19 protein-coding genes and 1 pseudogene are annotated in these 23,210 nt (G+C 48.5%); 11 read left to right on the plus strand and 9 right to left on the minus strand.

What is annotated here, in order from left to right; all coding sequences use genetic code 11:
- Both ACR6Z4_RS17150 and ACR6Z4_RS17155 read right to left on the minus strand, forming a co-directional pair.
- Entirely contained in the window at positions 1-1,293 is a 1,293-nt protein-coding gene (locus ACR6Z4_RS17150) for a phospholipase D-like domain-containing protein (protein ID WP_479718520.1), read from the minus strand.
- Positions 1,294-1,556: 263 nt separating this feature from the next.
- Positions 1,557-2,135, minus strand: a complete 579-nt coding sequence (locus ACR6Z4_RS17155) for a hypothetical protein (RefSeq protein WP_479718521.1) — start codon at positions 2,133-2,135, stop codon at positions 1,557-1,559.
- Positions 2,136-2,984: 849 nt separating this feature from the next.
- On the opposite strand from ACR6Z4_RS17155, the gene ACR6Z4_RS17160 reads away from it, so the two are divergent.
- Together ACR6Z4_RS17160 and ACR6Z4_RS17165 are read left to right on the plus strand one after the other, a co-directional pair.
- A complete protein-coding gene (locus tag ACR6Z4_RS17160) occupies positions 2,985-3,167 on the plus strand; it encodes a CsbD family protein (RefSeq protein ID WP_479718522.1) in 183 nt (60 codons plus the stop codon).
- A 555-nt stretch (positions 3,168-3,722) separates the two neighbouring features.
- Entirely contained in the window at positions 3,723-4,070 is a 348-nt protein-coding gene (locus ACR6Z4_RS17165) for a hypothetical protein (protein ID WP_479718523.1), read from the plus strand.
- A 301-nt stretch (positions 4,071-4,371) separates the two neighbouring features.
- On the opposite strand, the gene ACR6Z4_RS17170 is transcribed toward ACR6Z4_RS17165, so the two are convergent.
- The gene (locus ACR6Z4_RS17170; RefSeq protein WP_479718524.1) at positions 4,372-4,923 is read right to left on the minus strand and encodes an alpha/beta hydrolase; all 552 of its coding nucleotides are present in this window, start codon (positions 4,921-4,923) and stop codon (positions 4,372-4,374) included.
- A 318-nt stretch (positions 4,924-5,241) separates the two neighbouring features.
- Between ACR6Z4_RS17170 and ACR6Z4_RS17175 the strand changes: the two genes are divergently transcribed.
- From ACR6Z4_RS17175 to ACR6Z4_RS17210, 8 genes are all read left to right on the plus strand, one after another.
- Entirely contained in the window at positions 5,242-6,735 is a 1,494-nt protein-coding gene (locus ACR6Z4_RS17175) for a hypothetical protein (protein WP_479718525.1), read from the plus strand.
- 190 nt (positions 6,736-6,925) lie between these two features.
- A complete protein-coding gene (locus tag ACR6Z4_RS17180; RefSeq protein WP_479718526.1) occupies positions 6,926-7,486 on the plus strand; it encodes a hypothetical protein in 561 nt (186 codons plus the stop codon).
- Positions 7,487-7,552: 66 nt separating this feature from the next.
- Entirely contained in the window at positions 7,553-8,200 is a 648-nt protein-coding gene (locus tag ACR6Z4_RS17185; RefSeq protein ID WP_479718527.1) for a hypothetical protein, read from the plus strand.
- Positions 8,201-8,334: 134 nt separating this feature from the next.
- Positions 8,335-8,679 (plus strand): NAD(P)H-quinone oxidoreductase subunit M, encoded by a 345-nt coding sequence (ndhM, locus tag ACR6Z4_RS17190; RefSeq protein WP_479718528.1) that lies wholly within the window; start codon positions 8,335-8,337, stop codon positions 8,677-8,679.
- A gap of 561 nt (positions 8,680-9,240) precedes the next feature.
- Positions 9,241-11,817, plus strand: a complete 2,577-nt coding sequence (locus ACR6Z4_RS17195; RefSeq protein WP_479718529.1) for a protein phosphatase 2C domain-containing protein — start codon at positions 9,241-9,243, stop codon at positions 11,815-11,817.
- Positions 11,818-11,964, plus strand: coding sequence for a hypothetical protein (locus ACR6Z4_RS17200; protein WP_479718530.1), 147 nt, complete (start codon positions 11,818-11,820; stop codon positions 11,962-11,964).
- A gap of 57 nt (positions 11,965-12,021) precedes the next feature.
- Positions 12,022-13,656: a CHAT domain-containing protein gene (locus ACR6Z4_RS17205; protein WP_479718531.1), complete on the plus strand. Its 1,635-nt coding sequence runs from the start codon at positions 12,022-12,024 to the stop codon at positions 13,654-13,656.
- 131 nt (positions 13,657-13,787) lie between these two features.
- The gene (locus ACR6Z4_RS17210) at positions 13,788-14,465 is read left to right on the plus strand and encodes a hypothetical protein (protein WP_479718532.1); all 678 of its coding nucleotides are present in this window, start codon (positions 13,788-13,790) and stop codon (positions 14,463-14,465) included.
- A gap of 20 nt (positions 14,466-14,485) precedes the next feature.
- Here the strand turns inward: ACR6Z4_RS17210 and ACR6Z4_RS17215 are convergent, their stop codons facing one another.
- Together ACR6Z4_RS17215 and ACR6Z4_RS17220 are read right to left on the minus strand one after the other, a co-directional pair.
- Entirely contained in the window at positions 14,486-15,880 is a 1,395-nt protein-coding gene (locus tag ACR6Z4_RS17215; RefSeq protein WP_479718533.1) for a PrsW family glutamic-type intramembrane protease, read from the minus strand.
- A gap of 1,264 nt (positions 15,881-17,144) precedes the next feature.
- On the minus strand, positions 17,145-17,567 hold the full coding sequence (locus ACR6Z4_RS17220; RefSeq protein ID WP_479718534.1) for a hypothetical protein: 423 nt from the start codon (positions 17,565-17,567) through the stop codon (positions 17,145-17,147).
- A 1,601-nt stretch (positions 17,568-19,168) separates the two neighbouring features.
- Between ACR6Z4_RS17220 and ACR6Z4_RS17225 the strand changes: the two genes are divergently transcribed.
- Positions 19,169-19,603, plus strand: a complete 435-nt coding sequence (locus ACR6Z4_RS17225; protein WP_479718535.1) for a peptidoglycan-binding domain-containing protein — start codon at positions 19,169-19,171, stop codon at positions 19,601-19,603.
- 28 nt (positions 19,604-19,631) lie between these two features.
- Here ACR6Z4_RS17225 and lexA read toward each other — a convergent pair whose 3' ends face one another.
- The 4 genes and pseudogenes from lexA to ACR6Z4_RS17245 all read right to left on the minus strand — a co-directional run bounded on the left by lexA (position 19,632) and on the right by ACR6Z4_RS17245 (position 23,063).
- Positions 19,632-20,231, minus strand: coding sequence for a transcriptional repressor LexA (lexA, locus tag ACR6Z4_RS17230; RefSeq protein WP_479718536.1), 600 nt, complete (start codon positions 20,229-20,231; stop codon positions 19,632-19,634).
- Between the two features lie 85 nt (positions 20,232-20,316).
- Entirely contained in the window at positions 20,317-21,453 is a 1,137-nt protein-coding gene (hppD, locus tag ACR6Z4_RS17235; RefSeq protein WP_479718537.1) for a 4-hydroxyphenylpyruvate dioxygenase, read from the minus strand.
- 516 nt (positions 21,454-21,969) lie between these two features.
- Positions 21,970-22,170: pseudogene (locus ACR6Z4_RS17240) on the minus strand (hypothetical protein); the annotation flags it as partial.
- Between the two features lie 14 nt (positions 22,171-22,184).
- On the minus strand, positions 22,185-23,063 hold the full coding sequence (locus ACR6Z4_RS17245) for an IS982 family transposase (protein ID WP_479718538.1): 879 nt from the start codon (positions 23,061-23,063) through the stop codon (positions 22,185-22,187).
- Positions 23,064-23,210 lie beyond the last annotated feature (147 nt).

Below are 23,210 nucleotides of genomic sequence, written 5' to 3' on the forward strand. Positions count from 1 at the left end.
TTAGAATTGCTGTCGAAATAGTAACCCAATTCTTCCAGCGAGCCGTTGCCACAGCGATCGCTGCTGCCACTCTTGCAACTTGACCAATCGGCTTCGAGAAAAGGCAAGCTGAAAAACAGAGTCTACTTTTTGCAATAGTTCTGGCTCATTGCTAGAAAGATTGAGTTCATCATTATGGAAGAAACTGCGCGGGTCAAAGTTGGCACTGCCCAGACTTACCCATTGGTCATCAAGCAAAATCAACTTTGCATGTAGCATACTGGGCTGATACTCATAGAGCTGAACGCCGGTGGTCAATAAATCGCCATATAGTTCGCGAGATGTGTAATAGACATAGGGCTTATCGTTGCAAGCACCCATGGTTACAATCCGAACATCAACCCCCCGCTGTTTTGCCAATAATAAGGCTCGGCGAGAGTCGCTGTTGGGTAATAGATACGGGCTGGCAATCCAGATGCGCTGCCGTGCCGCATAAATCAGGCTGAGAAAGAAAGCTCGGATATCAGAATCACGGTGAGTAGGGTCTTCTCCCGCTGTAACCAACACGGTCGAGTCATCTGCGGAGCTATCTGGAACGGTAACCATCTCCTCTGAATCGACGGTTCCTCCGGTATCTAACCAATGCTGTAAAAAGATACCTTCTAGCCGTGTCACCACGGCACCCTGAAAGGCTACTTCAAAGTCAAACCAGGGTGTCTGATTGCCCACTGCTTTCATGCCATCCCACATATCTGACACCCCTGCCCCACCAATCAATACTTTTTTCCCATCAATAATCAATAATTTTCGGTGGGTGCGATTGAGATAATCGAGAGGCGATCGCCAGCTAAATGGGTTAAAAAACCGAACTTCAACGCCTACCTCTCTTAGGCATTGCCAATAGTCAGATGGCATTGTGTCAGTGCCGTGATGATCGACCAATAGTTGCACTGTCACCCCTGCTTTTGCTCGCTCGGCGATCGCTTGGGCAAACTCTTGTGTTCTTTTCCCTGGCGTCATCCAAAATGTTTCAAACCAGATGCTCTCTTGTGCCGTGCGAATGAAGTCTAAGCGGGCACTGAAAATTTGCTCTGCACCTAGCCAAAACCCAATCGGTTTTCCAGATGTCAAAAATGAGTCGGAAAGGCTGGCGGCAAAACACGCAAATCCATCTGCATCAGGGCGAGGTAAGTTCCGCAGTCGATACCGTACTTTAGATCGAAAAGCACCTTGCAAATATAACGTAATAAATACACTACTAACAGCAATAAAAATACCAACTACGATCAGACCAATAAAACGGGTGAATTGCATGGTTAACAATAGTATTTACAACTTGATTTACGAATTAATTTACGAATAAAGATCACGATTGCTTCAAGCCAACTTATTCTCTCTGAACTAACTAAAATTAATTAAAAACCGGACGTTTATGTTTGGCAGCACGGCGGAGCCGCGCTGCCAAACATAAACGTCCGGTTTTATTAAATCCACGATTCTAAGCGAGAGGATAGGGCATGATGATCTCACACCCCGTCCTCTCGCTACCAACGCTCGTTTCGTTATGGACTCGTTCTTCATTCCTGACCCGTTGTATTTTGGGTTGTGTTTTGGTTAGATCCGCTGGGGGTGGGGGTCACATTCGTTTGGGGTTGAGTATTTTGGACTGAAGGCTGAGAGTTAATCTCTGGAGGGGTCGTTTGACTGGGGGCAACGGGTGATGGGCTGGGGTTAGCCGTTGCCGACGGTTGTGTAACGGGCACCGTGATTCGAACATCGGGAGGTGTAGCCGGAGCAACTTCTTGAACGCGATCGGTTGTCCTTTCTATCACTGTTGTTTCTCGCTGCACAGGCTGAGGTTGCACTACGTTAGGTTGAACGCTCTGGGGTAGTGGTGTGTCTACTACTTCCGGTTGCTCTTGTTTTGTCAGAATGAAGAATGCAGCGGTAATAATGCCAACCAGCGACGCTAGTAGAATCCCTAATAAAACGCCATTAGCCGTGTTGTCAGTGTTACGAACGATGGGTGTTGTGTAAGCCAATTTCCGATCTGAGTTGCGCCCACGGGTATAGCCATTGCGGTACGCGATCTCGTCGGGAGTAGCTTTCCGAGTATTAATGGTTTGTTGGAATTTGTCTTTATTGGGGTTAGACATGATCTTATAGAGAACGCTACAAAAACAGGATTGAAAAAAGAACCGTGCCAGTGGATCGCTGTTTGTCTCATCATCTATCTCAATGAGATTTCTAATGAGATAAAGCAGGTTCTTTATAACACTGGACTCCTCAGTATAGTAAGCAACAAAACTACCTGAATGCTTCCTCCCTGAGGTAACATCTTCTCTACCTCTTAAGATGAATCGCAGTCCTCAAATGTTCATGCTTTTCTGTTGCGTGAACCAAGTCTATGTAATACCTGATGATTACGTAAATACCACTATTAAGACGAATAAATTGGATTGAGTTGGCACCTCAGTTCCGATTCGATAGGGAACTTCTAATCGCCGAATACGGGTTAGTACTAGCAGGTTTTTTCAAAAAAATCTTGTAGAAATTAAATGATATTGCCGGAATTGATGCTCTGGGCTGATGCAATAAACGTCCGGGTTTTGTTCATGCAAACCCCATCATTTGGTTCTGTTTTGAGCGTGAACTGAATAAAATCATGATTCTGTGTAAGAGAGCAAGGCTCTATCAAATAAAACTAGAGATTAAGGATCCGTACAACATTAGGAACCATATTTTGGGGGAGAGAGTGTGGTTCCGTCCGTACCCTTCCAAAAACGTTATTTCAGTTATCCTTATTAGGGTCTTAATTAGTCTATGATCCTTAATTTGTCAGGCTATAAGAGATGCCTTTTCTTATTTGTTTACGAGCAATAGCGTGAGTCAACAGGATCTGTCTTACAGTAGATTTCATTCCAAAATTGCTCTTGCTATTGTTAAAAAGTAATCGGTTCACAGCAGCAGATTACACTCTTTAAGTAACAGTTTAGGAGGAATTTATGAGTATTGAAGATCGTGCCAAGGCAACTGCTAAAAACGTAGAAGGTAAAGTTCAAGAAGCCGTTGGCAACGTGACTGGTGATCCTGAAGATCAGGCTGAAGGTCAGGCTAAACAGGCTGAGTCTAAGGTTCGTCACAACGTCGAAAACGCCAAAGACAAAGTCAAGAAAGCAATTGACTAATCTGTCAGTTTAGCTAGAGTCCGACTTAGTCAGTTTAGCTAAAGTCTAAATGCTTTTGGAGCCTTGCTGCCACGCAGCAAGGCTCTATTTTGTAGGTAATTCCTGGAGTGTAAGTACTTTAACTGTGCTGTCGGGATTCTTGTCCAAAAATAGATCTACAACCCTACAGCGATCGCTGTATAGCAATTCTGAATAGAGGAATTTTTTTACAACTTGCTTGTTTCATAATTTGTTTGAACTGTTGTTAGTACAGCGTAGAATTCCAAGATTTTATGCTTAATGAAAACTATCGACTCATTAAAACTGGTTAAGCCTGATTAAGCTAAAACTATAGGGATCCTGAATCAATTTTGAAAGCACCTGTCCGCAGATCAGATGCTGGCGCAATCGGTCATTTCTATAAATCAAAAGAATCGCTATAGAGAGTTGACGAGATACCCTCTCTACCGCATGGTTGATTCCATATCAACAGAACTTATTCAGTCTGATAGACGCGATCGCTCTATGTTTTTCGCATGATTAGAGTAATCAACGTAATGATTCTGGAGTGCTTTTATGAGTAACGAACGAGTTGAACAAGATACGTATGATCGTGGTATTGTTCCGGCTGAAACAGCTGCCCGGAAAGAGCGTGAAGGCGATATCTATAAGCAAGTGCCAGAAGCACAAAACGAGAACCAGGTTGACACAGCAGCAGGCTATACCGTTGATAGAGAAGGGTTAGTGGATAACTTCGCTGTTGAACCGGAAATGTATTACGAAGAGCCGGGTGACTTGAGACAAAAAGAAGCGCAAGAAAAGAGCGATCGCGCTCAAGAATTATCTGAAATTAACGACACAGACGAAACAGGTAAATTGGGCAATGGGCGTGATAATCGCGGCAAAGGAACTGGCGTGATTTAGTTAGACAGCTTGTCACACAGTTTGATATCTAATCCCTCTGGATGACGTGTTGATGGTGGATATAGATGATGCACTGCATCTCTATATCACTGGTCTCCTGAATTGAATTGCATCTCCCTAAATCTGAATCGATGATGATTGTGCTGATCTGACTCGCGATCGCCCTCATCATCGATTTTTTTAGTTGATTAGGATAAAGGTTGAGTGGGAGCCGCGCTCTGCGCGGCTCTCACTCCATATTGGGAGAGTGCGGCGGAGCCGCACTCTCCCAAAAAAATGTGGGTTTTAATGGTGTCGGATTCTAAAAGGTGATTCCTTCCAAGATATCTGTGATATCTGAAAGCCGTCCTCGCAGGACTTGCAAATCATTGTAAGCAGAGACAATGCGATCGCCATCCACATGTACTTCTTCGGTGGGATAGTTTTGCAGCAATTCAATCATTTTGATTCGTCCATCATCCTGAGCAGACAATGTGATAGCAGCTCTCAATGCCTGACGATCGGCTTGGCGTGAGGGTGTATGAATCGCTTCCCCTACTTGATCGAGTGCAACGTCACCCACAGGGCTGTTGAGAATTCGATCTAACAATCGTGGATTTACTTCAACATCACGATTGAGGTTGTCCTGTAATTCGTTTGAATTTCGTCCGGCAAGCCTCAAATAAGATCGCAAACTTGATGAGACTTCTCCCGTCTCAGCCAGTGCCGTCAAGTCTGAAACCGCTACGGATGCGTGAAAAATTCGATATTTCAACACGACTCGTTCAGCCGCGATCGCTTTTGTGCTGCCGAATAGGAGCGCAGTTCCTACGCCCACCATCCAGATCCATCGAAAAGTACGAAATGTCATCATATCTAGCGTTTGCTAAGCAAAACCGCTCAGCATTCCCCCCCTTACCCTGACGATGCTATCACGGGATTAGTTGCACCGATGGTGAAATGGTGGGAGGGGCATATTGCCCGTAAGATCACGCAAAGCCTGCGCTACAGCTTCGATACAGTTTACTAAGCCAGCAAATACTATCCTGATGTCTTTTCTTAAGTGGCGTATCAAGTGTTAGTGTCCAACAGGTTTAGCCTGACTTAAACTCCTAGCTGTTTGAACTTGGGTTAAACCAGCCGGCTTGAGTCGTCGGATAGGCTAGTTGCTTTTATCCATCCGGAGCAATGTATGTGTGTTTCAACGGCAATATTTTGTACACTGGTTAGTCTTGCTGCACAACAGGAAGGAAATCAACCATCCCATCCGGTTCTTCAAGAAAAACCGGAGTCTGAAACTATTGCAGCTGCCAGAGCGATCGCCACCCCAGCGGCTACGGATAACGTCACTCCGGAAGCGTATACCGTCGAGTCTGCTAGCGTTCAGGTAGCAACGTCTGAGTCCAAGCTGCCGTTGACATCTATTTCTGAAACTGTATCTTTTCCAGCAGCACCGATCGCATCTTTACCGACTTCAAATCCAACCGATGAGCTGCCGCAAACGGATACAGCCGATGCATCCGATGTGTCTGAAGTAGGGGCGATCGCTCCACCCGAAACCCCGACGTTGTTAGAATCCAGACCTGTATCTGCAAACGCAGCGACTGAATTCAGCCCTACACCAGAATTTAGCTCGACAATTGCATCTCCTCTGACCTCCACGGTTACCGCGACACAGACAGAATTAACGTCATCTCAAGGGACGGATGCAGCCGCAGAGAGCCTGGATCATGGCGATGAGATGCTAGCTCCTTCCGAAGATTTAATGGCATTAAGGGCGATCGCTACCGAATCGGCACTGACCGAATCCGCATTGACCGAATCAGCCACCACCGAATCAGGTCTTGATGCCGATTCCACCCCCCTGTTTGTCCCGCTCTCGCCTCAGGAAACCACGATGCTGTTGGCACAAACAACCGATACACCGACTGAAGCGGATGTGCAGGAGCTACAGCAGGAACTACAAACTATTGGCGATCGCGAAACCCAAACCGAAGCAGAGTTTGGCGATATTTATGAAGGTTCCCCTGCTATTACCCTTGCCGTTCCGTCGGGGTATGGGGCAGACAACTTTGAAGGATTTGTCAATTTCAGCTATCAATCACGTACCCGTTTTAGCGAGCAAGATGACGGCACCATGGGGGTTGGAATTGGTTTTGGCGATGCCCAGGAGTCTGTTGGCTTTCAACTCTCTTACACCATGGCAAGCTTCGGCGCAAACCGCGACTTCGGCACGGGTGGGTTTAATGGCAAACTTCATCGACAGTTTTCGGGGGGTTGGAGTGTCGCTGTGGGTTGGGAAGGCTTTCTCAACATTGGCGACGACAATGATTTTGAAGACTCTGTTTATGGCACAGTCACCCACATCGCCCGGCTATCACCTGATTTAGACGATCCATTTAGCCGCATTGCCCTGACCGCAGGTGTGGGTACGGGGCGGTTTCGCACAGAAGAAGATGTGTTCGATGACAATGACACGGTTGGCGTATTTGGCAGCATGGCAGTTCGGATTGCCCGCCCTGTAAGCGCCATCGTCGAGTGGACGGGACAAGATCTGGCAATGGGGTTATCGATCGCACCATTCCGAGACTTTCCGTTGGTCATTACTCCAGCCGTGCGCGATATTACGGGTGCAGGGGATGGTGCGCGATTTGTCTTAGGTGCAGGGATGTCATGGCGTTTTTAAGCGGTGATAGCGTTTTGTGTTCGCTTTTATAGCAGCCGAGAGGCTGGTTGAACGGGGTGCAGGGGTTCCACCCCTGGCTGGGGGCGCAGCCCCCACACCTCCACTATCCTAACCATCTACTCAATTGCTATAAGCCTGTCCAGATCCTGAATTGAATATGTCTATCCAGAGCGATTGGGAGAATACGTTGATGAGACTCAATAAACCAGATGCTGGCGAGAAAACCCTTCATCCAGCGCGGCATACGGATGTGAAAGCTAGTCAGGGTGCGGTTGCCTCTGCTCTGAGTGTGAGACGCCCTCAAAAAAGCTCTCTTTGGTATCTGCTAGCCGGGGCTTCATTCATTGTTTTGGGATGGTTGGGTAATGCCCCGGCGGGGTTAGCCAATCCACCTGCCCACTTGATTGCCCAGCTCAATCAATCGGATGTCAGCGGCACAAATGTGGGTGATATTGTTTCCCCTATTGTGTTGGATGAAGACACGGTGGATGGACTGGATCAAGCAACGATTACCACTGCCCAACAGCTGTCTCAAGATCTCGAAGATGCCTATGCTGCCTGCCAGGCCTCGCAAGCTGGAACTTCAGATACCCCCCGACGTTTTGCCAGGGGTCCCGCGACCAATGAGGTTTGCACCAGTGCGGAATGCGATCGCCTCAATAGCTTGATGCAACAAGCCAGAACCTTTCTCAATAGTCTCAATGATGAAGATGCAGCCCAGGTCAGACGTGCCGTTTTTCAGCTCTGGTAAGTCCCTGGTCATGCAAACACTAAATTATGTCCGTTGTCATCCGATACTCTGCTATTCAAATTCCCCATGGATCGTTGCCGTATGAACCATCAAGCCAAATGGACAGGCGTTTTTCTCAGTGTTTTAAGCGGCTTTCTGATAGCCGGAACTGTAACACCCGCCCAAGCCAGAGATCAGTTTAATAACAATGCCATCCAGTTTGATGTCGATACTGTGGTGGAATTTGAGTTTCTAGAATCGAATGGCGTCTATCAATCAACCTTTGGGGTGATCAACACCAATACAGGAGAGCGAACTCCTCTGATTGTAGAAATTAAGCCGTCTGATCTGACCCAGCCGGTTAACGTGCCATCTGATTTTACCAATGACACACCGCTAGACGATCGAGATGACTTCTTGGGCACACCTGGTAATACCGTGCCGGAACCTCTCGCCGAATTTGAGTTCCAGGCCAACACACCCTACGCCTTTTATTTAGAATCGTTTTATAACGGTCAATCTGCGGGGGTAGTCTACTCGACAAGTCTGCAAAACAGTGGCGGCACTACACGAATCATGTTCGATGGCGACGTGCCAGCGTTGGCAACTGGGGGGGTGCTGTTGCAGTGGGATGATACGGGATCGTTGTTAGTCCAGCCAGCGCAAGAAGATCGGGACTTTGATGATTTTGTCGTGCGAGCTGGTGGGCATCTCGATTGTCCGCCCAATCCCTAATCCTTTTTGAGAGAGCGACGGCAGAGCCGTCGCTCTCTCAAAAAGACGGACGGGTTAATTGCTTGAGGATCCTTAAGAACCTCGGAAAAACTTGTAGAATATCAGCAATTCCCTATGCTCGATCGATAACGAATATGCTGTTAAAGTCCACAACACGCCATATCCATATCTTCACTGCCGAAGTAGACAATAATGAGCTAGTTCCCAGCACCGACCGCCTGACGCTGGATATCGATCCAGACAATGAGTTGAACTGGAATGATGAGGCAGTGAATGCGGTGTATCGCAAATTTGATGAGCTAGTTGCAGCCTCTGAGGGTGCAGATTTGACGGACTACAATTTGCGGCGCATCGGGTCTGATCTAGAGCATTTTGTCCGATCGCTCTTGCAGACAGGTCAAGTTTCTTACAATCTCAAAACTCGCGCTCGTAACTATAGCCTGGGTTTGCCTCAGGTTGTCTCCAGCGGCGAAGCTTGAGCCTATCCGGTGATAGACAGGGTGAGGCGATCGCCCTTGGTTTTGCCTCTGTCTGACGTCTTTTGGCTAAACCTACCCACTCAGAATCGTGGATTTTATCCAACTTCGCGTTTTGGAGAGCCACAGCGGAGCTGTGGCTCTCCAAAACGAAGGGCAGATTCATTACTCCATGATCCTCAACTTAGGATCGTGGATTTAATAAAATTGGGTATTAAATCTTTTGCAGGGGCGAACAGCCGTTCGCCCGTACAACAAATCATCGAAATTATTGAATTCCCATTCCTTAGTTAAAGTGCCTCTCTACCCTTAGTCCTCTGGCTTTATGTTTCAATCTCGAAACATTGTTGCCCTGATCATCTGCATGATTTCAGATCAAGCGGCTTGTAAACGGCATGGTGTAGAAGCGGCAAAGCCTATTCCAGCCATGCTTTAGATACGGCTTGACCAGGATAGTTTGCGATCGTCTAAGACTTCCTCACCTTTCTCGCATGGCGAGGTTTTACGAGTCTAAGCTATTCTGATAGGACTGTTTAATCCTCGGCTCCAGGCACTTCAAAGGCAATGCTTTACTGCCCTAACTACACCTGTCAGACCCCTAACCCTGAAACCAATCGGTTTTGTCAGAAATGCCGTACACCGCTGCCACGACATTACCTATGGGCGGTGGGAGAGGGCGTTGAAACCTTTCAACCCGAAGAATTATTGGCAAACCGCTACCTCTACAAAGGGCAACACATTTTTCTCGATACTAAACCTGGTTTAGTCTCAACCGAGCCAATTGACATACCGCAAGCCGTTGTGCCTTATCTAAGGTTGTCACCTTACCAGGTGCATGTGCCTCAGATCCATGATCTCGTCTCAACCGAGGGATCAACAGCTGGCAACTTTATCCTTCTGCTAAGCCAAGCGGCGCTACAAATTCCGATTAATTCAGGCGATGCCGGGAAAGATGCCGATACGGCTCAAGAGGCTGTGGAGTCCGTATCAGTTCAGGTTTTGCCGCTATTGGTCGATTATTGGCACCATGCCAGTGCCCTGCGTCAACTTAATTGGCTCTGGCAAATTGCCAACTTGTGGCAACCCTTTGTCAGCGATCATGTGGTTTCTACCCTCTTGACAGCGGACTTGCTGCGGATTGAAGGGCAAATTGTCCGAGTTTTACAACTCAAGACAGACCCATCAGCGGCTCAACCCCAATTGTCTGATTTGGGGCAAATGTGGCTGGCGTGGGCAGAGTCTGCTCACCCTACAGTTAGAGCCGGACTGACTCAGCTCAGTCAAACTCTGATCAAAGGGCAAATTCGTACTTCAGAACAATTGCTCGAACAGCTGGATAGCCTTTTGGATAACGTTGGGCGATCGCACTCCCGCCAGATTCAAATCGCCACCCTCACCGATCAGGGACCCAGTCGTCAGCGCAACGAAGATGCCTGTTACCCCAGTAGTGGCACTGTGACGACCCATACGATTCCTGCGAATCAAACCCCCCTGACGGCTCCCGATAGTGCCCTGGTGATTGTGTGTGATGGCATTGGCGGGCACCAGGGGGGTAATGTTGCCTCTAACCTGGCGATCGAGACCGTCTGGCAACAACTCCGCACCTTACCTCTGGATACCCTCAGTCCGGCTGAGCTGACCCTCGAACTGGAAAAAGCCACCTGCGCTGCCAACGATGTGATTAGCCAACGCAACGATAGCGAACGTCGCCTCGAACGCCAGCGCATGGGCACAACCTTGGTGATTGGCTTAGTTCGCCGACACGAACTCTATATCACCCATGTTGGCGATAGCCGCGCGTATTGGATCACCCACTATGCCTGTCGCCAAGTTACCCAAGATGACGATGTTGCCTCGCGCGAAGTCCGTCTGGGCTATAGTCTTTACCGCGATGCCTTACAGCAACCCAGTGCCGGTTCGCTCGTACAAGCTCTGGGCATGGGAGCATCTAAAATGCTGCATCCCACCGTTCAGCGATTTATTTTAGACGAAGACAGTATCTTCTTACTCTGCTCGGATGGCTTAAGCGACAACGATCGCGTTGATGAATGCTGGGATACGGAAGTCTTACCGTTGTTAAAGGGCAAGTCCGATCCGGGGGTTACGGCTCGTCGCCTGGTCAATATTGCTAACACTCGCAACGGTCATGACAACGTCACTGTGGGGTTATTGTATGTTCGGATTTCCGAAGCAACCCCTGTATCTGAGGCGATCGCTGCACCTCCCTCTGCTGCAAAATTGCCCGAACCTGAGACAGCTATCCAACCCTTAGATACCCTGCTGCAACCCGACGATATCCCAACGGCAAAGCCTGCTCCTGCGGTATCTACACCTGCCAGTTCAAAAAATCTGTCTCAACTGAAAACCAAAGTTGTGGCACCCAAACCCCAGCGACAACCCAATGTGTTGTCGTTACTCCTGGGCATTGTGTTGCTCTCTGCCATGGGTGGTGTGCTGGCTTATTTCTTGTTCCCAGGGATGCGAACCTGGTTTGATCCATTAATTCAGGGGCAACCGCCTGTATCACCGTCGGCGATCGCCTCCACCAGCCCTTCGGCATCTGCTACCCCCATTGCACCGGCTGAACTTCCGCCTGCCGGATCATTCGTACAGATTCAATCCCTTTCGCCACAAAATACTTCTGTTACCCTGTCTTCTCCCGTTTTATTAGCACAGCCTCCCCAAAATCAACCTACCGATCCGTCAATAGCAGCTACGGTTGGCATGATTGCCGACGGTAGTGTCATCTACGTGGCTAAACGAACCCAGGTTGGAGCTGACCTGTGGGTGCAACTGCGAGTTTGTTCGACACCCCCAAATCCGAATGCAGAAACTCCTGCTCCCAATTTTTCTGCGACGCCTAATCCATCCGCAGAAAGCTCACTTCAGGGTGTAGAACCCACCGAACCCCCTACCCTAACGCTCGATTCTCCCTTACCTGGGGAGGATGCAAAAGTTTTACAGCCCGGAGAGGCTGGATGGATTCAAGAAACCGCCCTGATTTCTCTCGTGACCATCAATCCCATTGAGCCAACTCCTGAACAAAAAAATGTCTGTATTGAAATTACTCCCTCCGTCAGTCCGACTCCTCAATTGCCGGGACCTGCGATTTCTTGGGTTCTACCACAGCAGAAAGGATGAATGAAGCCAGACTCAAAGCTAACCATTTTGAGTGTTCACGGCTCCGTTCAATCGCGGTTGACCATTCGTCAGTGGCGAATCGCCCATAGCCAACAGTGCCATCCCCAATCCCAATCCCTAACCCCTGTTTATCTACTTACTCAATAACGGGTAGACTGGTAGGAACCTTAAGGGATTTCAAATTTTGAAATCAACAGTTTACGCATGTTCTTGTCTGAGAGTCCTTGTCTAAGTTTGGCGATCGCCCCTCTCAAGGCTGCTGAACTAGATCATTACGCAATTTGGGTGATTCAGGCTCCTAACCCAGGAGGCTATGCTCACCATGACCAGATTTGGTCTCCGGCATTAATGCAACTGTGGCAAACCTGGCAGAGTATGTTTTCGCTGCGAGGGTTGCCCGAAATTCCTCGCATTTCTTTACTGGATTTGCCACCCCAAGCCTCAGAAGCCGGAGAAGCCGGAGCATCTACCCAAGAACGTAGCTATGCTGGGCGGTTAATGCAGCATTTAGGCATCAGCCTGTGGCAGTGGTTATTTGACGGACCCATTGACGGCAGTTTTCTTCAGAGTCAGGGAATTGCGATCGGACAAAACCGACCGTTGCGAGTGCGGTTAGACATTCGAGATCCCAATCTGATTGCGCTACCCTGGGAAATTATGCAACCGCAGGCTGGCAAACAAGCACTGTCTCTCAGTCAGCAATTGCTGTTTAGCCGCACGACAACCGCTGTGGATGCCCTACCGCCTCTGCGAATTGAGGATGCCCTGAAAATCTTGCTGGTGCTGGGGCATGATGAAGAACTGGGCACCGGGAACAAAGCCGTTTCGGGTGATGCACCCTATTTGCAATTGCAGCAGGAAGCCGATGCCCTGACCCAGATTTTAAAAAATGCGGCAGAGGTTGATGTCCTCAATAGCCTGACCCCACCCGTTGCTTGTGAGGTGACAACGTTATTGCAGCCAACCGCTGCTGAATTGACGGATGTTTTAGAAACCCAAATCTACAACGTTTTCTTTTATTCAGGGCATGGGGTGCCTGCTCCCGATGGTGGGTTGTTATATCTTCGCTCTAACGCCACCATTAACGGCACAGAGCTGGCGCAAGTATTAACCCGATGTCAGGTAAAGTTAGCCGTATTTAACGCCTGTTGGGGGGCACAACCCGACCACCAGGAAGGTAAAGCCATTCCCCGTAGCAGTTTGTCTGAAGTTTTAGTGCATCATGGGGTTCCAGCTGTTTTAGGCATGAGAGATTCGATCGCCGATCGAGAAGCCACCAGCTTTATTCAAATTTTTGCGCAATCGCTGGCAGAACGTCGTCCCATTGATGAGGCAGTGGCGATCGCCCGTCAACATTTACTGACCCTGTATAAGTTTAATCAGCCTGCCTGGACATTACCTGTCCTTTACATGCACCCAGAGTTTGATGGCGAGTTAATTAAACCACTCACCGAGGGATTCACCGAAATTCCAGACAACTCACCCAGTTGGATTGGACGCCAAACCCCCCCTGCCTATATCCGATCGTTGAGTGCGCCCTCCCAAATTTGGCATATCGATAAATTTGGTGGCATTATGCGAGTTGGTAATATGGACGACAACGATATGGTCGTTAAGGGACCTGGCATTTCGCGCCGTCATGCCGAAATTTTTTATCGCGATTCTCTCAGTGGCAATGACGCCGATCCGACCTATGTTTTGAGAGATTTTTCTCGCTTTGGTACCCTGATTATGGGGTCTAGTGGGTGGTATCGGGTGCATCAACGAGAGGTACCTTTACACTCAAAAACGCGTCTTAAATTTGGCAACTATCAGTATGAGTTTGTTGTCGAAACCTGACAATTCCCTCACTAAATCTGATGGTTTGACATAAATGATCGAGCAATTCTTATCTAGCAATTACGGAACGACGGTACCCACACGTGTAGCTATCGGTGTCACATTTGGTATCACAATACTCAGGAGCAGTTATGACCAGCGATTCCACCCGCCATATTTCCTCAACCCTCCCAGCAAAAACTGAACTAGAGCTATTGCAGTATGTCTTGCAAGGCGATGGACTGTGCCCCTGGCATGAAGATGACGCCAATGCCGAGCAGCATCGTGCTTACCCCTGGGATGTATCTGATCCAGCCGCCGAAGAGTATTGGGCAGCCATGGAGCAAGAGGTTTTTGAGGCAGGGTGGACCACCGCAGATTTAGCCGCTCAAGGTCAGGCTCTTGCCGCGACCCTTGAACACGCCTGGTCAACCATCACACCGGCGATCGCTGTGAAAGAAGCGATGGCAAACGCCGTCAGCACTGACTTGTTTCAACAATTTTTGATCCAGGTTCCTCAAACTTTGCTAGAAGACATTGTCGCCCAAGCGCGTCGAGTGATTTCTGCCAACCTGTCTGTGGCTGAGCAATTAGTGGCGTGTGTTCAAGAGACGCTGCCAGGTTGGGGCGAAGATGATTTGCAAGTTCTTGCCCGTCCGTTTGCTTTCGCCATGCGGGGTGCTGAGAATGAGATGTTAGAAGCCGCTCTGCGTTCCGTGCGTTGTGCTGCCTGGACTGAGCTATCTGGGATTGAACAAGCCCGATTAAGTCTGGCGATCGCTCGTTATGCGATCGCCCAGATGCCCCCAACCGCAAACCAACATCACTAACCTCAGCCGAATACCTGCCTTTACGGTAGCCGTGTAAATCGAGTAGCAAAGTTTTGCGATCGCGTGGGTGAAAGTGCCCTGGCTTTAAGAATAGCGGCGGCTAGAAACGCGTACGACAACACACCAACCAGCGCTAACACCAAGAAACTAATAATGCCACTGGCATTCCATAGGGCATGGAGTCCTGAAGCCGTCAAATAGCCTATCCCCAAGATTTGCCAACGTTTTGAAGGTTTGAGTACACTCAGACCAATGAAATACCCCAAATACCCGCTGTATGCCATATGTCCTGCTATCGATCCCAGCACACGGGGAATCAACAGCTGTAACCCAGCCAGTTGCCCAGCCCCTTCCCCTGCCTGGAGCGTCACATCATTGATAATCGTCGGGACATATTGACCCAACGTTTCTAACAGCGTAAATCCTACTGCCGATGCCGTTCCCAATAAAATGCCGTCCAGAGGTTCCCAGACGCCGATTCGTTCCCGCGATGGCGATCGCAATCGTGTCCCCAGCCAAGCAATCAGCAAGACAGGCAGAGCTTTGAGCAGTTCTTCCATCAAACCCGCTCCGAAAAACATCTGCACTAAAACACTGACAAAATTACCGGACTCACTGTCTGATGGGATATCTCCCGGCAAAACTACGCGGAAGACCCAGATAAATAAATCTAATACGGGGCTAACCAACATCAGCATGGTGATGACTCCGGCGCTGACTAAAATCCACCAGGGCTTTGGTTTGCCGCAAAGCTGATAAATAAAGAAATAAGCCGCCCCTGCCATATAGGCTGCTAATAAAAAATTAAAGAAGGCAGCATTCCCCACTGCCAAGAACATCAACACGACAAATGCCACTGTGAGCATTCCCGGAACCAGGTAAGCCTTTCGTTTCAGATCGCCACCCGTCGAGATAATCGGAAATAGTTGGCTCAACGTCACCGCATCAGCGGGTGGGCTGGCGTTGCCAGGTCGTTCTGTTTTGGCGAATGCTGCTACAGGTGGCAGATTGGGAAATGCCGGAGATGAAAGGGATGGCGGGGTAGAAACGGGGCGCGGCACCGTTCCCGATTGCAACTCAAAAATAAATTCTGGTCCGTCTTGCCCTAACGTAATGCGATCGCCCACCTGCAACACTTGGCAACCGATTAACCGTTGACCATTCACATACGTGCCATTGGCGCTATTGAGGTCACACACCTGCCAGGTCGAGGGAAACCCTGCAACGGCACAAACCTTGATATGTTGACGCGAAACGCCACTGTAAGTGGTGGAATCAAGGACAATTTGACAGCGTGGATCGCGCCCAATCTCGATCTCTCCAATCACAGGAAGCGGATGGAGTGGATCTGCCTGAGCAAAATTGCCAGTCAACACCTGGCGCAAAAAGCCATTTGTAGAAAAAGAACCAGCCATGGTCTAGACAACTTGTGAGGGGGGAAAATTGAAGTCTGCTTTCCCTCAACTATACGTTTATCTTGCTGGATTCGAGTTCAGTGTTCTACATTTCTACAGTGGTGAGTGCAATAACGCTTCGCGCTCGGCTGGAACCGGATGATGTTTTAAAAACCATGTCCGCATGGCTTTTAAAAAATTTGTGCTCCGCTCAATTAAAAATCGCCACGTAAGCGGTACGCATTGGGGTTAGGACGGGGTGCAGGGATTTCACCCTTGCGTGAGGGTACCGCCCCCACCCTCCTGATGGCCTCACTAGTGTTGCAAACACGAAATTTTGCAACATGGGGGTTTGGGGGCTGCGCCCCCAAGAGGGGGTTTTACCCCCTCCACCCCCTCTAAAACTTTTAAGTTGGTGTACTAGTGTTGCAAACACGAAATTTTGCAACATGGGGGTTTGGGGGCTGCGCCCCCAAGAGGGGGTTTTACCTCCTCCACCCCTCTAAAACTTTTAAGTTGGTGTACTAGATTGCGTAGAACTATAGGGCTGGGCGCTCAGAAGCAAAAGGAAAATGGGTCGAACCGTGGTATGGTATGGTGCTTTTCGACCCATCCCCTGTTCTGACTCAGGTGTGTCCGGTTGTTCAAAGAACTGGATTGAGACACAAAAATTGCCCTACAACTCAACCTGGAAGTGCTGTAGGGCAAGGACAGTTAAACGCTAACCTAAGTTTGTTCCATCTCTCTAAAGGCGCTTAAAGATCGTGTGACGATTTCTTCAGTGTCCCTTTCCCTCATCCAAGGATCTGAATAACCGATAAGCGTATCAAAAACCGTAACCCCCTCCGATTCAGCAATATTTGTCGATAGTCTGGAATCAACAGCTCCTCAGAGTACTCAACTGAGTCAACGCAGCCCTAACGGGCTGCTTTTTGTCGTGTAAAGCTAGGGGGCTGTCCATTAAAAATTGACGGTTAAAACGGGTGATGTGCCGCGCTTCGCGCGGCACGTCACCCGTCAGAAAATACTGGACAAAGCACTAGTTTTGGCTAGTTGATTCAGTACGGTGTTGTGGGGCACAGAGTATCCCACAACACCGTTTTTGTCCTGAACGAACTTGCACACCACCATAAAATCCTTAGGATCGTGGATTTAATAAAACTCGATTCTTTTGAGAGAGCGGCGGAGCCGCCGCTCTCTCAAAAAGAATTACAGGTTAATTAATCAGCGCTCCTTAAGAAGCACAAATTAGTTAAAACCCGAAGATTTATCTTATTTCTGCTCCCTACGCCTGGAAGAAGGTATGTGCCGTCCATCCAATTGATAAGCCGACAATGGAGACGACTGTGAGAATTCCCAAACTCTGCCAATTGTTGAAGCGCGATCGCTGTAGTTCCAGTCTGCTCAACACTTCTGACCCAATTACGACTAGCAAATATTCAAACACATGTGACCACACCAGAATAAAGGCTAAGGACAACGCACCTAACAGCACAATCGAAAAATAACCAATATCAGATTTCAGCCAGTTGCCCATAAAAAACCGGAACCCGCTGGAAAAGGTGGTTAATAGCAATGCTTGCACTAGAGCGAATAACAGGGCTGCCAACCACACCGTCCACGTTGCGGTTGCATCGTATAGAAACCAGCTAAACGTGGTGTAGGAAGCGAGTAGGAGTAAAAGTGAAATCCAGGGAATTCTTTTCACGAGACTATTAATACAAGTTGAGATCGAAAACGTCTGTTGAGCAGTCCATCTACAAGACAGGATCGGTTAAGGCGTGCAACCCCCGACAACTCCAATGTTCTAACCGATGGACTGACAAAAGTTCTGATGTCGGGTGGTGCTGAACGAAGTGAAACCCGACATCAACACTGATCTTGATGGGGCACGCTAACGCTAACCCATCCTACGGCAGAAGAGACTAGTAGACTCAGTTAAACGTTTGTATAACGGGGTGCAGAGGCGGAACCCCTGTGTGGGGGCGAAGCTCCCACACCCCAGGTTGCAAAATTTAGCGTTTGCAACGCCAGTTCTGATCATGTAGCGCTATGGACTCGTAAACAGGATGATGGTGGGTTGAAAAACAGTGTATCGCGCCGCACTTTAACCCATGGTCTGTCCTGACTCAGGCACATCAGGCTACGGCGACTTGATCTGAACACGGAATGCGATAACAAAATTCTATCGTTCTATGTTTGTGACGGAACGATGACGGATCAATCCGATCCCCATCGCAATCGAGTGATGCTCTGAGGGCAAAAGCTCTGTTGCCGATAGTGGTATTCATGTGATGATTTTTGGTGGCGCGGGCGTCGCCCGCGCCACCAAAAATCATCACATTCCCAGAACAACCCTGTTGCCGAATTGGAGAGAGCTTAACGGCTTACTGTCAAACCCTATTCTTAAGGCAAGCGAACGGCTGATCTATTTAATTAGGGAAATTCCGTAATTCCCGCGTTTAATTAAAAAATCTCATGAAGTTACCCTAAAGAAGGCAATTAGACTCGTTAAAGATTGATAAGGCTGATCCATTATTTTATTAATGGATATAAACAAGGCTGTAATACTTAGGGAGGGTTTCTGGATGGGGCGATCGCCATCGTCCATACCTTCTACGTAGACAAGATCGACTCGTAACGCTTGCCCGGCATCACCAGCAGATTGTTTTGCATCGAAGGATATCAAACACACTGCCCATTCGCTAAGGTGAATTCAATGTACCTTGCTGAATTTGTTCTCAAAGGAACGTCAGAACTGACCAATGAGTTATTAATCCAGGCTCCGTCTGAAATAGAGGCGAAAGACTACGCTCAAAAATATGCTTTTCATTGGGGAATGGATTTATTCTCAATTACGCCAGTTTCAGAGCAGCAAGTACGGTCATGTCGGCTGATCAGCAAGTCAGTAATTATACAGACTACCTAGATCCACAACGATTCATTAGTGCTTGTAAATAGGGCTGTTCCGCGATTTTTAAACTGGCGGACAGCCTTAATTTTTTAAAATGGTGCATCCAAATTGACCAAAATCATTCTCTTGGGTGACACTGCCGTGTGAGGTGCGATCGCATAATCCGTCTTAGTTTAGAAAGTAAGAGCGGGGTTCCAGGAACGGGCAAATCACAACCTATCTGAAACGTGCGAAAACGTTGATGTGTCCAGCTAAAGGACAAGAAACATCAACCGTTCAGAGGGTTCTAAGCTAACTATCCCATCGTCTTCTATCGGCGGGGAGGTTGCCAAAGATTTGCCTGGTTATTTGTCAACCTGGTTATTTTCGATTTCATCCTGAGGAGGTCAACGGTCATGGCATACGCACTCAATCAATTCAAAGCCGTTTTAGATGGACTGGGCTACAACTTGGGGCCTAATGGATACGGCGGTAATCACAGCAATGCATTGGACTTTTACACCCAGGCAGCCATTCAAGAATTTCAAACTCATTATCATCTGCCCGTCACCGGAACACTAGACACGACCACATCCGAAAAAGCACGACAATTGGTACGCAACCTCAAACACAGCCTAAATCTGGCGATTGATGCGCAGCTACCGATTAACGAATTTTATGGTCCGCGAACGTTTCAGGCGGTCATGCGCTTTCAAAAATTGCATCACCTTCCGGTCACGGGAATTGCAAGCAGTGTCGTTCGCAATAAATTAGATGCAGAAGTTAAAGAGTTGCTCCGCAATCAACTCAATAACAAAAGCCCCCTAAAAGACTCGCTTCAGTTGATCTAATGAGCGAATTCTTCTCATCCGCAAAACATTACTTATATCCGCGCCAAACGGCTACGAGTTCACCCTGGATCTCAACATCTGAGGCATGATATTCCATCACAGGATATCGAGGATTTGCAGGTTTAAGGGTTACCTTACTGTTCTGACGGTTGTAATACTTGAGGGTGGTTCCTTCGGCTTCAACCCTGGCAGCCACGATCGTACCGTCTTTGAGAGCTTTGGGTTCTTTGACAGGTCGCATGATGACAACGTCACCACTGTCGATCAGCGCATCGATCATACTGTCTCCCCGAACTCTCAAGGCAAAATCGCCGGGACGAATGAACGCATTAGAAAAGTCGAGGTGCTCGACATCGTCGGTAAACGACTCAACGACGCAACCTGCGGCGATCGCACCTAAAACAGGAACCCCCTGGGGTTTTAAGATTCGAATTGTTCTGGCTCGACCTTCTGTCCAGTCGATATAGCCTTTACTCTTCAAATGCTCTAATCGGCTCTGAATCGGAGCGGGGGATTTTAGCCCCATGGCTCTCATCATTTGTCGGATCGAGGGCGAGTGCTGATTTTGTCTAATATATTCAATTAACCAATCGTAAAGTTCTTGCTGGACTTCAGTTAAAGTATCCATAGTGGTACACCGATATAATGCGCCGCATTCTAGAACAGATGTACCATAAATATTGGGTCTTGTCTAGCCTTTCACCGGATTTTCTCTACAAAAGTAAACTGCCTCGTTTAATTTGTTCCCGCTCGATCGCCTCGAACAGCGCTCGAAAATTTCCCTCGCCAAATCCTTGTGCCTCTTGGTGCGGACGGTTCGCATACTGGGTCTGTCGCTGAATCAGCTCAAAGAAAAACGTAGGTTGTTGAAAAATAGGTTGAGTAAATGTTTGTAACAGCAGGGCTTCCGGTCGTTCCGGTTGCCAATCGACCAGCACTTCTTGGGCGGCGATCGCTTTCCAGTCAGTTTCCTTGAGCCAAAACCCAGGTCGTTGTTTCAGCTGTTCGTAATAGGTTGGCGGAACTTTGAGAAACCCTAATCCTCGCGATCGCAACACTGCCAAACTGCTTAGAATATTGGGCGTGCGTAAGGCAATGTGTTGAATGCCCGAACCGCGATTCAGGTTGAGAAATTCTTGAATCTGAGAGCTGACCGAGACGGGTTCATTAATTGGTAATTGGGCTGACCCTTCCGGATGGATTAAGACCTGACTGGAAAGCCCAGAGCGTTCTGTTTGGATACAAAATACTTGTTGGCGCTGAAACCCAAACCGGGTTTCATACCAATCGATCGCTCGGTGTAAATCGCCGCTTGCCACATTCAGCACAACATGGTCAATCGCAGAAAAAAACACATCCAACACTTTTTTAGGATGACGCAGTTGGCGATCGCTGTTGAGTCGGGGAACCCGGATGGAATCCAGACTACGTTTTGTCGTCAATGGCAGGATGAACCCGCTTCCCTGTTGCTCAATCAGCGTATGTTGCAAATCGCCCCACCCGTTGACGACGACCCATTGCAAGTGTCCTAAAACCGACCGGCGCGTTTGCATTGGCTGTAGCACCTTACAACCCTGGGCGATCGCTCGATCCAGGGCAATTTTAAGTGAGTTCACCCGAAACATGACATCGGCGACACCGGGTGGATGATGCTGCAAGTATTTTGCAACCGGACTTTCAGCATTTAAGGGAGATGAGATCAAACAATAAATTTTTCCTCTGCCCACCACGGCGGTTAAGGTATGGTGACTGGCATATTGGGCGATCGCTTGCCATCCCAGAGTTCGAACAAACCAACTGCACCACAAACTGGCATCTTCAACATAAAAATGGATGTGACTGATATCCATACTCTTCCGAAATTCACCCTCATGGCTTGAGATTGTGGATTCAATAGAAAGTGCTGTGCGGGGTGCAGTACGGTGCTGTGGGACGCTCCGCGCCCCACAGCACCGTTTCTGTACTTCACGAACGTGCACATCGCTATATGTTTAATCAGACTGATAATCAGACTGATCTACTTAATCACAAACCCTAAATTTTGCACCAGGCAGAGTAAAGGGCACAGCCTCCAAGAGATAGGTTTTCCCGTCAGGCTATATCAATCACGGGTGGCGATCGCGGCAACGTCGCGATTCCAAAACTAAACGTCTGGGGTTTCTTTCATGGAGGATCTTTAGGGAATATCGTCGTAGTCATTTGGGTTGGGACGGGGTGCAGGGGTGGAACCCCTGGTCGGAAGCGCAGCCCTTGTCCTAACGTATATGCGTAGAGTTATAGCCCTCTTCCATCATTTATAGCGCTGAGCAGGTTGATTCAGTACGGTGTTGTGGGGCGCGGAGCGCCCCACAACACCGTTTCTGTACTTAACGAACTTGCACACCGCTATAAGCAGAGTTAAATAAGATACGACGTAGGAGTACATCGTGAATAACCGGACAGTAAAACTGCTGCATCCGCTTAATCAATTGGGCAAATCCTTGCTCCAGAGTGGGAATGAAAAACACAGTTAACCACCGTTTGAGATGGTTAAAGGCAATCTACGGTTCAATCACCAACCGTAAATTAACGTCAGTTCGGGTTAAGCAAAAGCGGGCAAAGCGGTGTCAATGAGCAAAGAGGGCTTCTTGGGTTGGTGGCAGTAGGCGATCAACCCGCAGACTAAGTTGACTAGGCAGTTGATGGGGGAACGGTGACGGGAATGCTCAATCTGAGAAATGTTCTTGAGCTGGTCAATCACCGATTCAATAACCGCCCGTCGGCGCAGCAGCAGCTTATCACTCAACACCATCAGGCGGTTCTTCATGTTCCGTTTGAGCTTTGTAATCAGTTGAATGCCGGAATGCTGCCATAGCTGGAGGGCTAGTTTTTGCGACACATAGCCTCGGTCGCCAAACACCTTGCCAAAGAGCTGTTGGAGAAGGTGGGGCACGGGCTTGCGGTCATCCACATTACCAGGAGTCAACTGGACGTTGAGTAACTCCCCCTGCTCATTGATCACCAGATGCAGCTTGAAGCCAAAGAACCAATCGACAGAGGTTTTGCCTCGTGCGGCTAACGAGTTAAACACTTTGTGGGAAGCAATCCGACGGTTATGGCAGACCTTGATACTGGTCGCATCGATAAAGCTGATACCCGTACATTTGCCAAAGCACTGCCGTAAATAGGCACATAAAGGCATGAGAGCCGATGGTATCCATTCCACAAAGCGGTTGTAACTGACCAATCCGGGGAAGGCTTTGCGCCAATAGCGGCAGACGAGTTCATTGTAAAACCACTTGAAATTGCGGTATGCCGACTGATGGAAGGCAATCAGAATCGTCATAATTTCACTCAGGCACAGACGACGCGACCGCTGTCTCTTCTGTAAGCCGTCACCTAACAGTTGCTGCTGCCATTGAGGCTCAAACCACTGGCAAAAGTCATCGACATGACAAAATAAGGATTCTAGACTAAGCATGGGGTGGTTAGATGTGTTGAGAATTAGGTACTTTCAACTCTATCTATTTCGCCCCTCCTTATCCCGAACTCACGTTAAATTATCGAGCAGATTTTTCCACCCCCGTTGATTGTCCCACCAGGGATGCTGCGTGAAGACTTGCTGAGA

The organism is Calyptranema fuscum S582 (genome assembly GCF_055793305.1).

What these genes read in the sequence shown, in the direction of transcription:
- ACR6Z4_RS17150 (WP_479718520.1), bottom strand. Translation starts at nt 1,293, where the DNA reads ATGCAATTCACCCGTTTTATTGGTCTGATCGTAGTTGGTATTTTTATT.
- ACR6Z4_RS17155 (WP_479718521.1), bottom strand. Translation starts at nt 2,135, where the DNA reads ATGTCTAACCCCAATAAAGACAAATTCCAACAAACCATTAATACTCGG.
- ACR6Z4_RS17160 (WP_479718522.1), top strand. Translation starts at nt 2,985, where the DNA reads ATGAGTATTGAAGATCGTGCCAAGGCAACTGCTAAAAACGTAGAAGGT.
- ACR6Z4_RS17165 (WP_479718523.1), top strand. Translation starts at nt 3,723, where the DNA reads ATGAGTAACGAACGAGTTGAACAAGATACGTATGATCGTGGTATTGTT.
- ACR6Z4_RS17170 (WP_479718524.1), bottom strand. Translation starts at nt 4,923, where the DNA reads ATGATGACATTTCGTACTTTTCGATGGATCTGGATGGTGGGCGTAGGA.
- ACR6Z4_RS17175 (WP_479718525.1), top strand. Translation starts at nt 5,242, where the DNA reads ATGTGTGTTTCAACGGCAATATTTTGTACACTGGTTAGTCTTGCTGCA.
- ACR6Z4_RS17180 (WP_479718526.1), top strand. Translation starts at nt 6,926, where the DNA reads ATGAGACTCAATAAACCAGATGCTGGCGAGAAAACCCTTCATCCAGCG.
- ACR6Z4_RS17185 (WP_479718527.1), top strand. Translation starts at nt 7,553, where the DNA reads ATGGATCGTTGCCGTATGAACCATCAAGCCAAATGGACAGGCGTTTTT.
- ndhM (WP_479718528.1), top strand. Translation starts at nt 8,335, where the DNA reads ATGCTGTTAAAGTCCACAACACGCCATATCCATATCTTCACTGCCGAA.
- ACR6Z4_RS17195 (WP_479718529.1), top strand. Translation starts at nt 9,241, where the DNA reads ATGCTTTACTGCCCTAACTACACCTGTCAGACCCCTAACCCTGAAACC.
- ACR6Z4_RS17200 (WP_479718530.1), top strand. Translation starts at nt 11,818, where the DNA reads ATGAAGCCAGACTCAAAGCTAACCATTTTGAGTGTTCACGGCTCCGTT.
- ACR6Z4_RS17205 (WP_479718531.1), top strand. Translation starts at nt 12,022, where the DNA reads ATGTTCTTGTCTGAGAGTCCTTGTCTAAGTTTGGCGATCGCCCCTCTC.
- ACR6Z4_RS17210 (WP_479718532.1), top strand. Translation starts at nt 13,788, where the DNA reads ATGACCAGCGATTCCACCCGCCATATTTCCTCAACCCTCCCAGCAAAA.
- ACR6Z4_RS17215 (WP_479718533.1), bottom strand. Translation starts at nt 15,880, where the DNA reads ATGGCTGGTTCTTTTTCTACAAATGGCTTTTTGCGCCAGGTGTTGACT.
- ACR6Z4_RS17225 (WP_479718535.1), top strand. Translation starts at nt 19,169, where the DNA reads ATGGCATACGCACTCAATCAATTCAAAGCCGTTTTAGATGGACTGGGC.
- lexA (WP_479718536.1), bottom strand. Translation starts at nt 20,231, where the DNA reads ATGGATACTTTAACTGAAGTCCAGCAAGAACTTTACGATTGGTTAATT.
- hppD (WP_479718537.1), bottom strand. Translation starts at nt 21,453, where the DNA reads ATGGATATCAGTCACATCCATTTTTATGTTGAAGATGCCAGTTTGTGG.
- ACR6Z4_RS17245 (WP_479718538.1), bottom strand. Translation starts at nt 23,063, where the DNA reads ATGCTTAGTCTAGAATCCTTATTTTGTCATGTCGATGACTTTTGCCAG.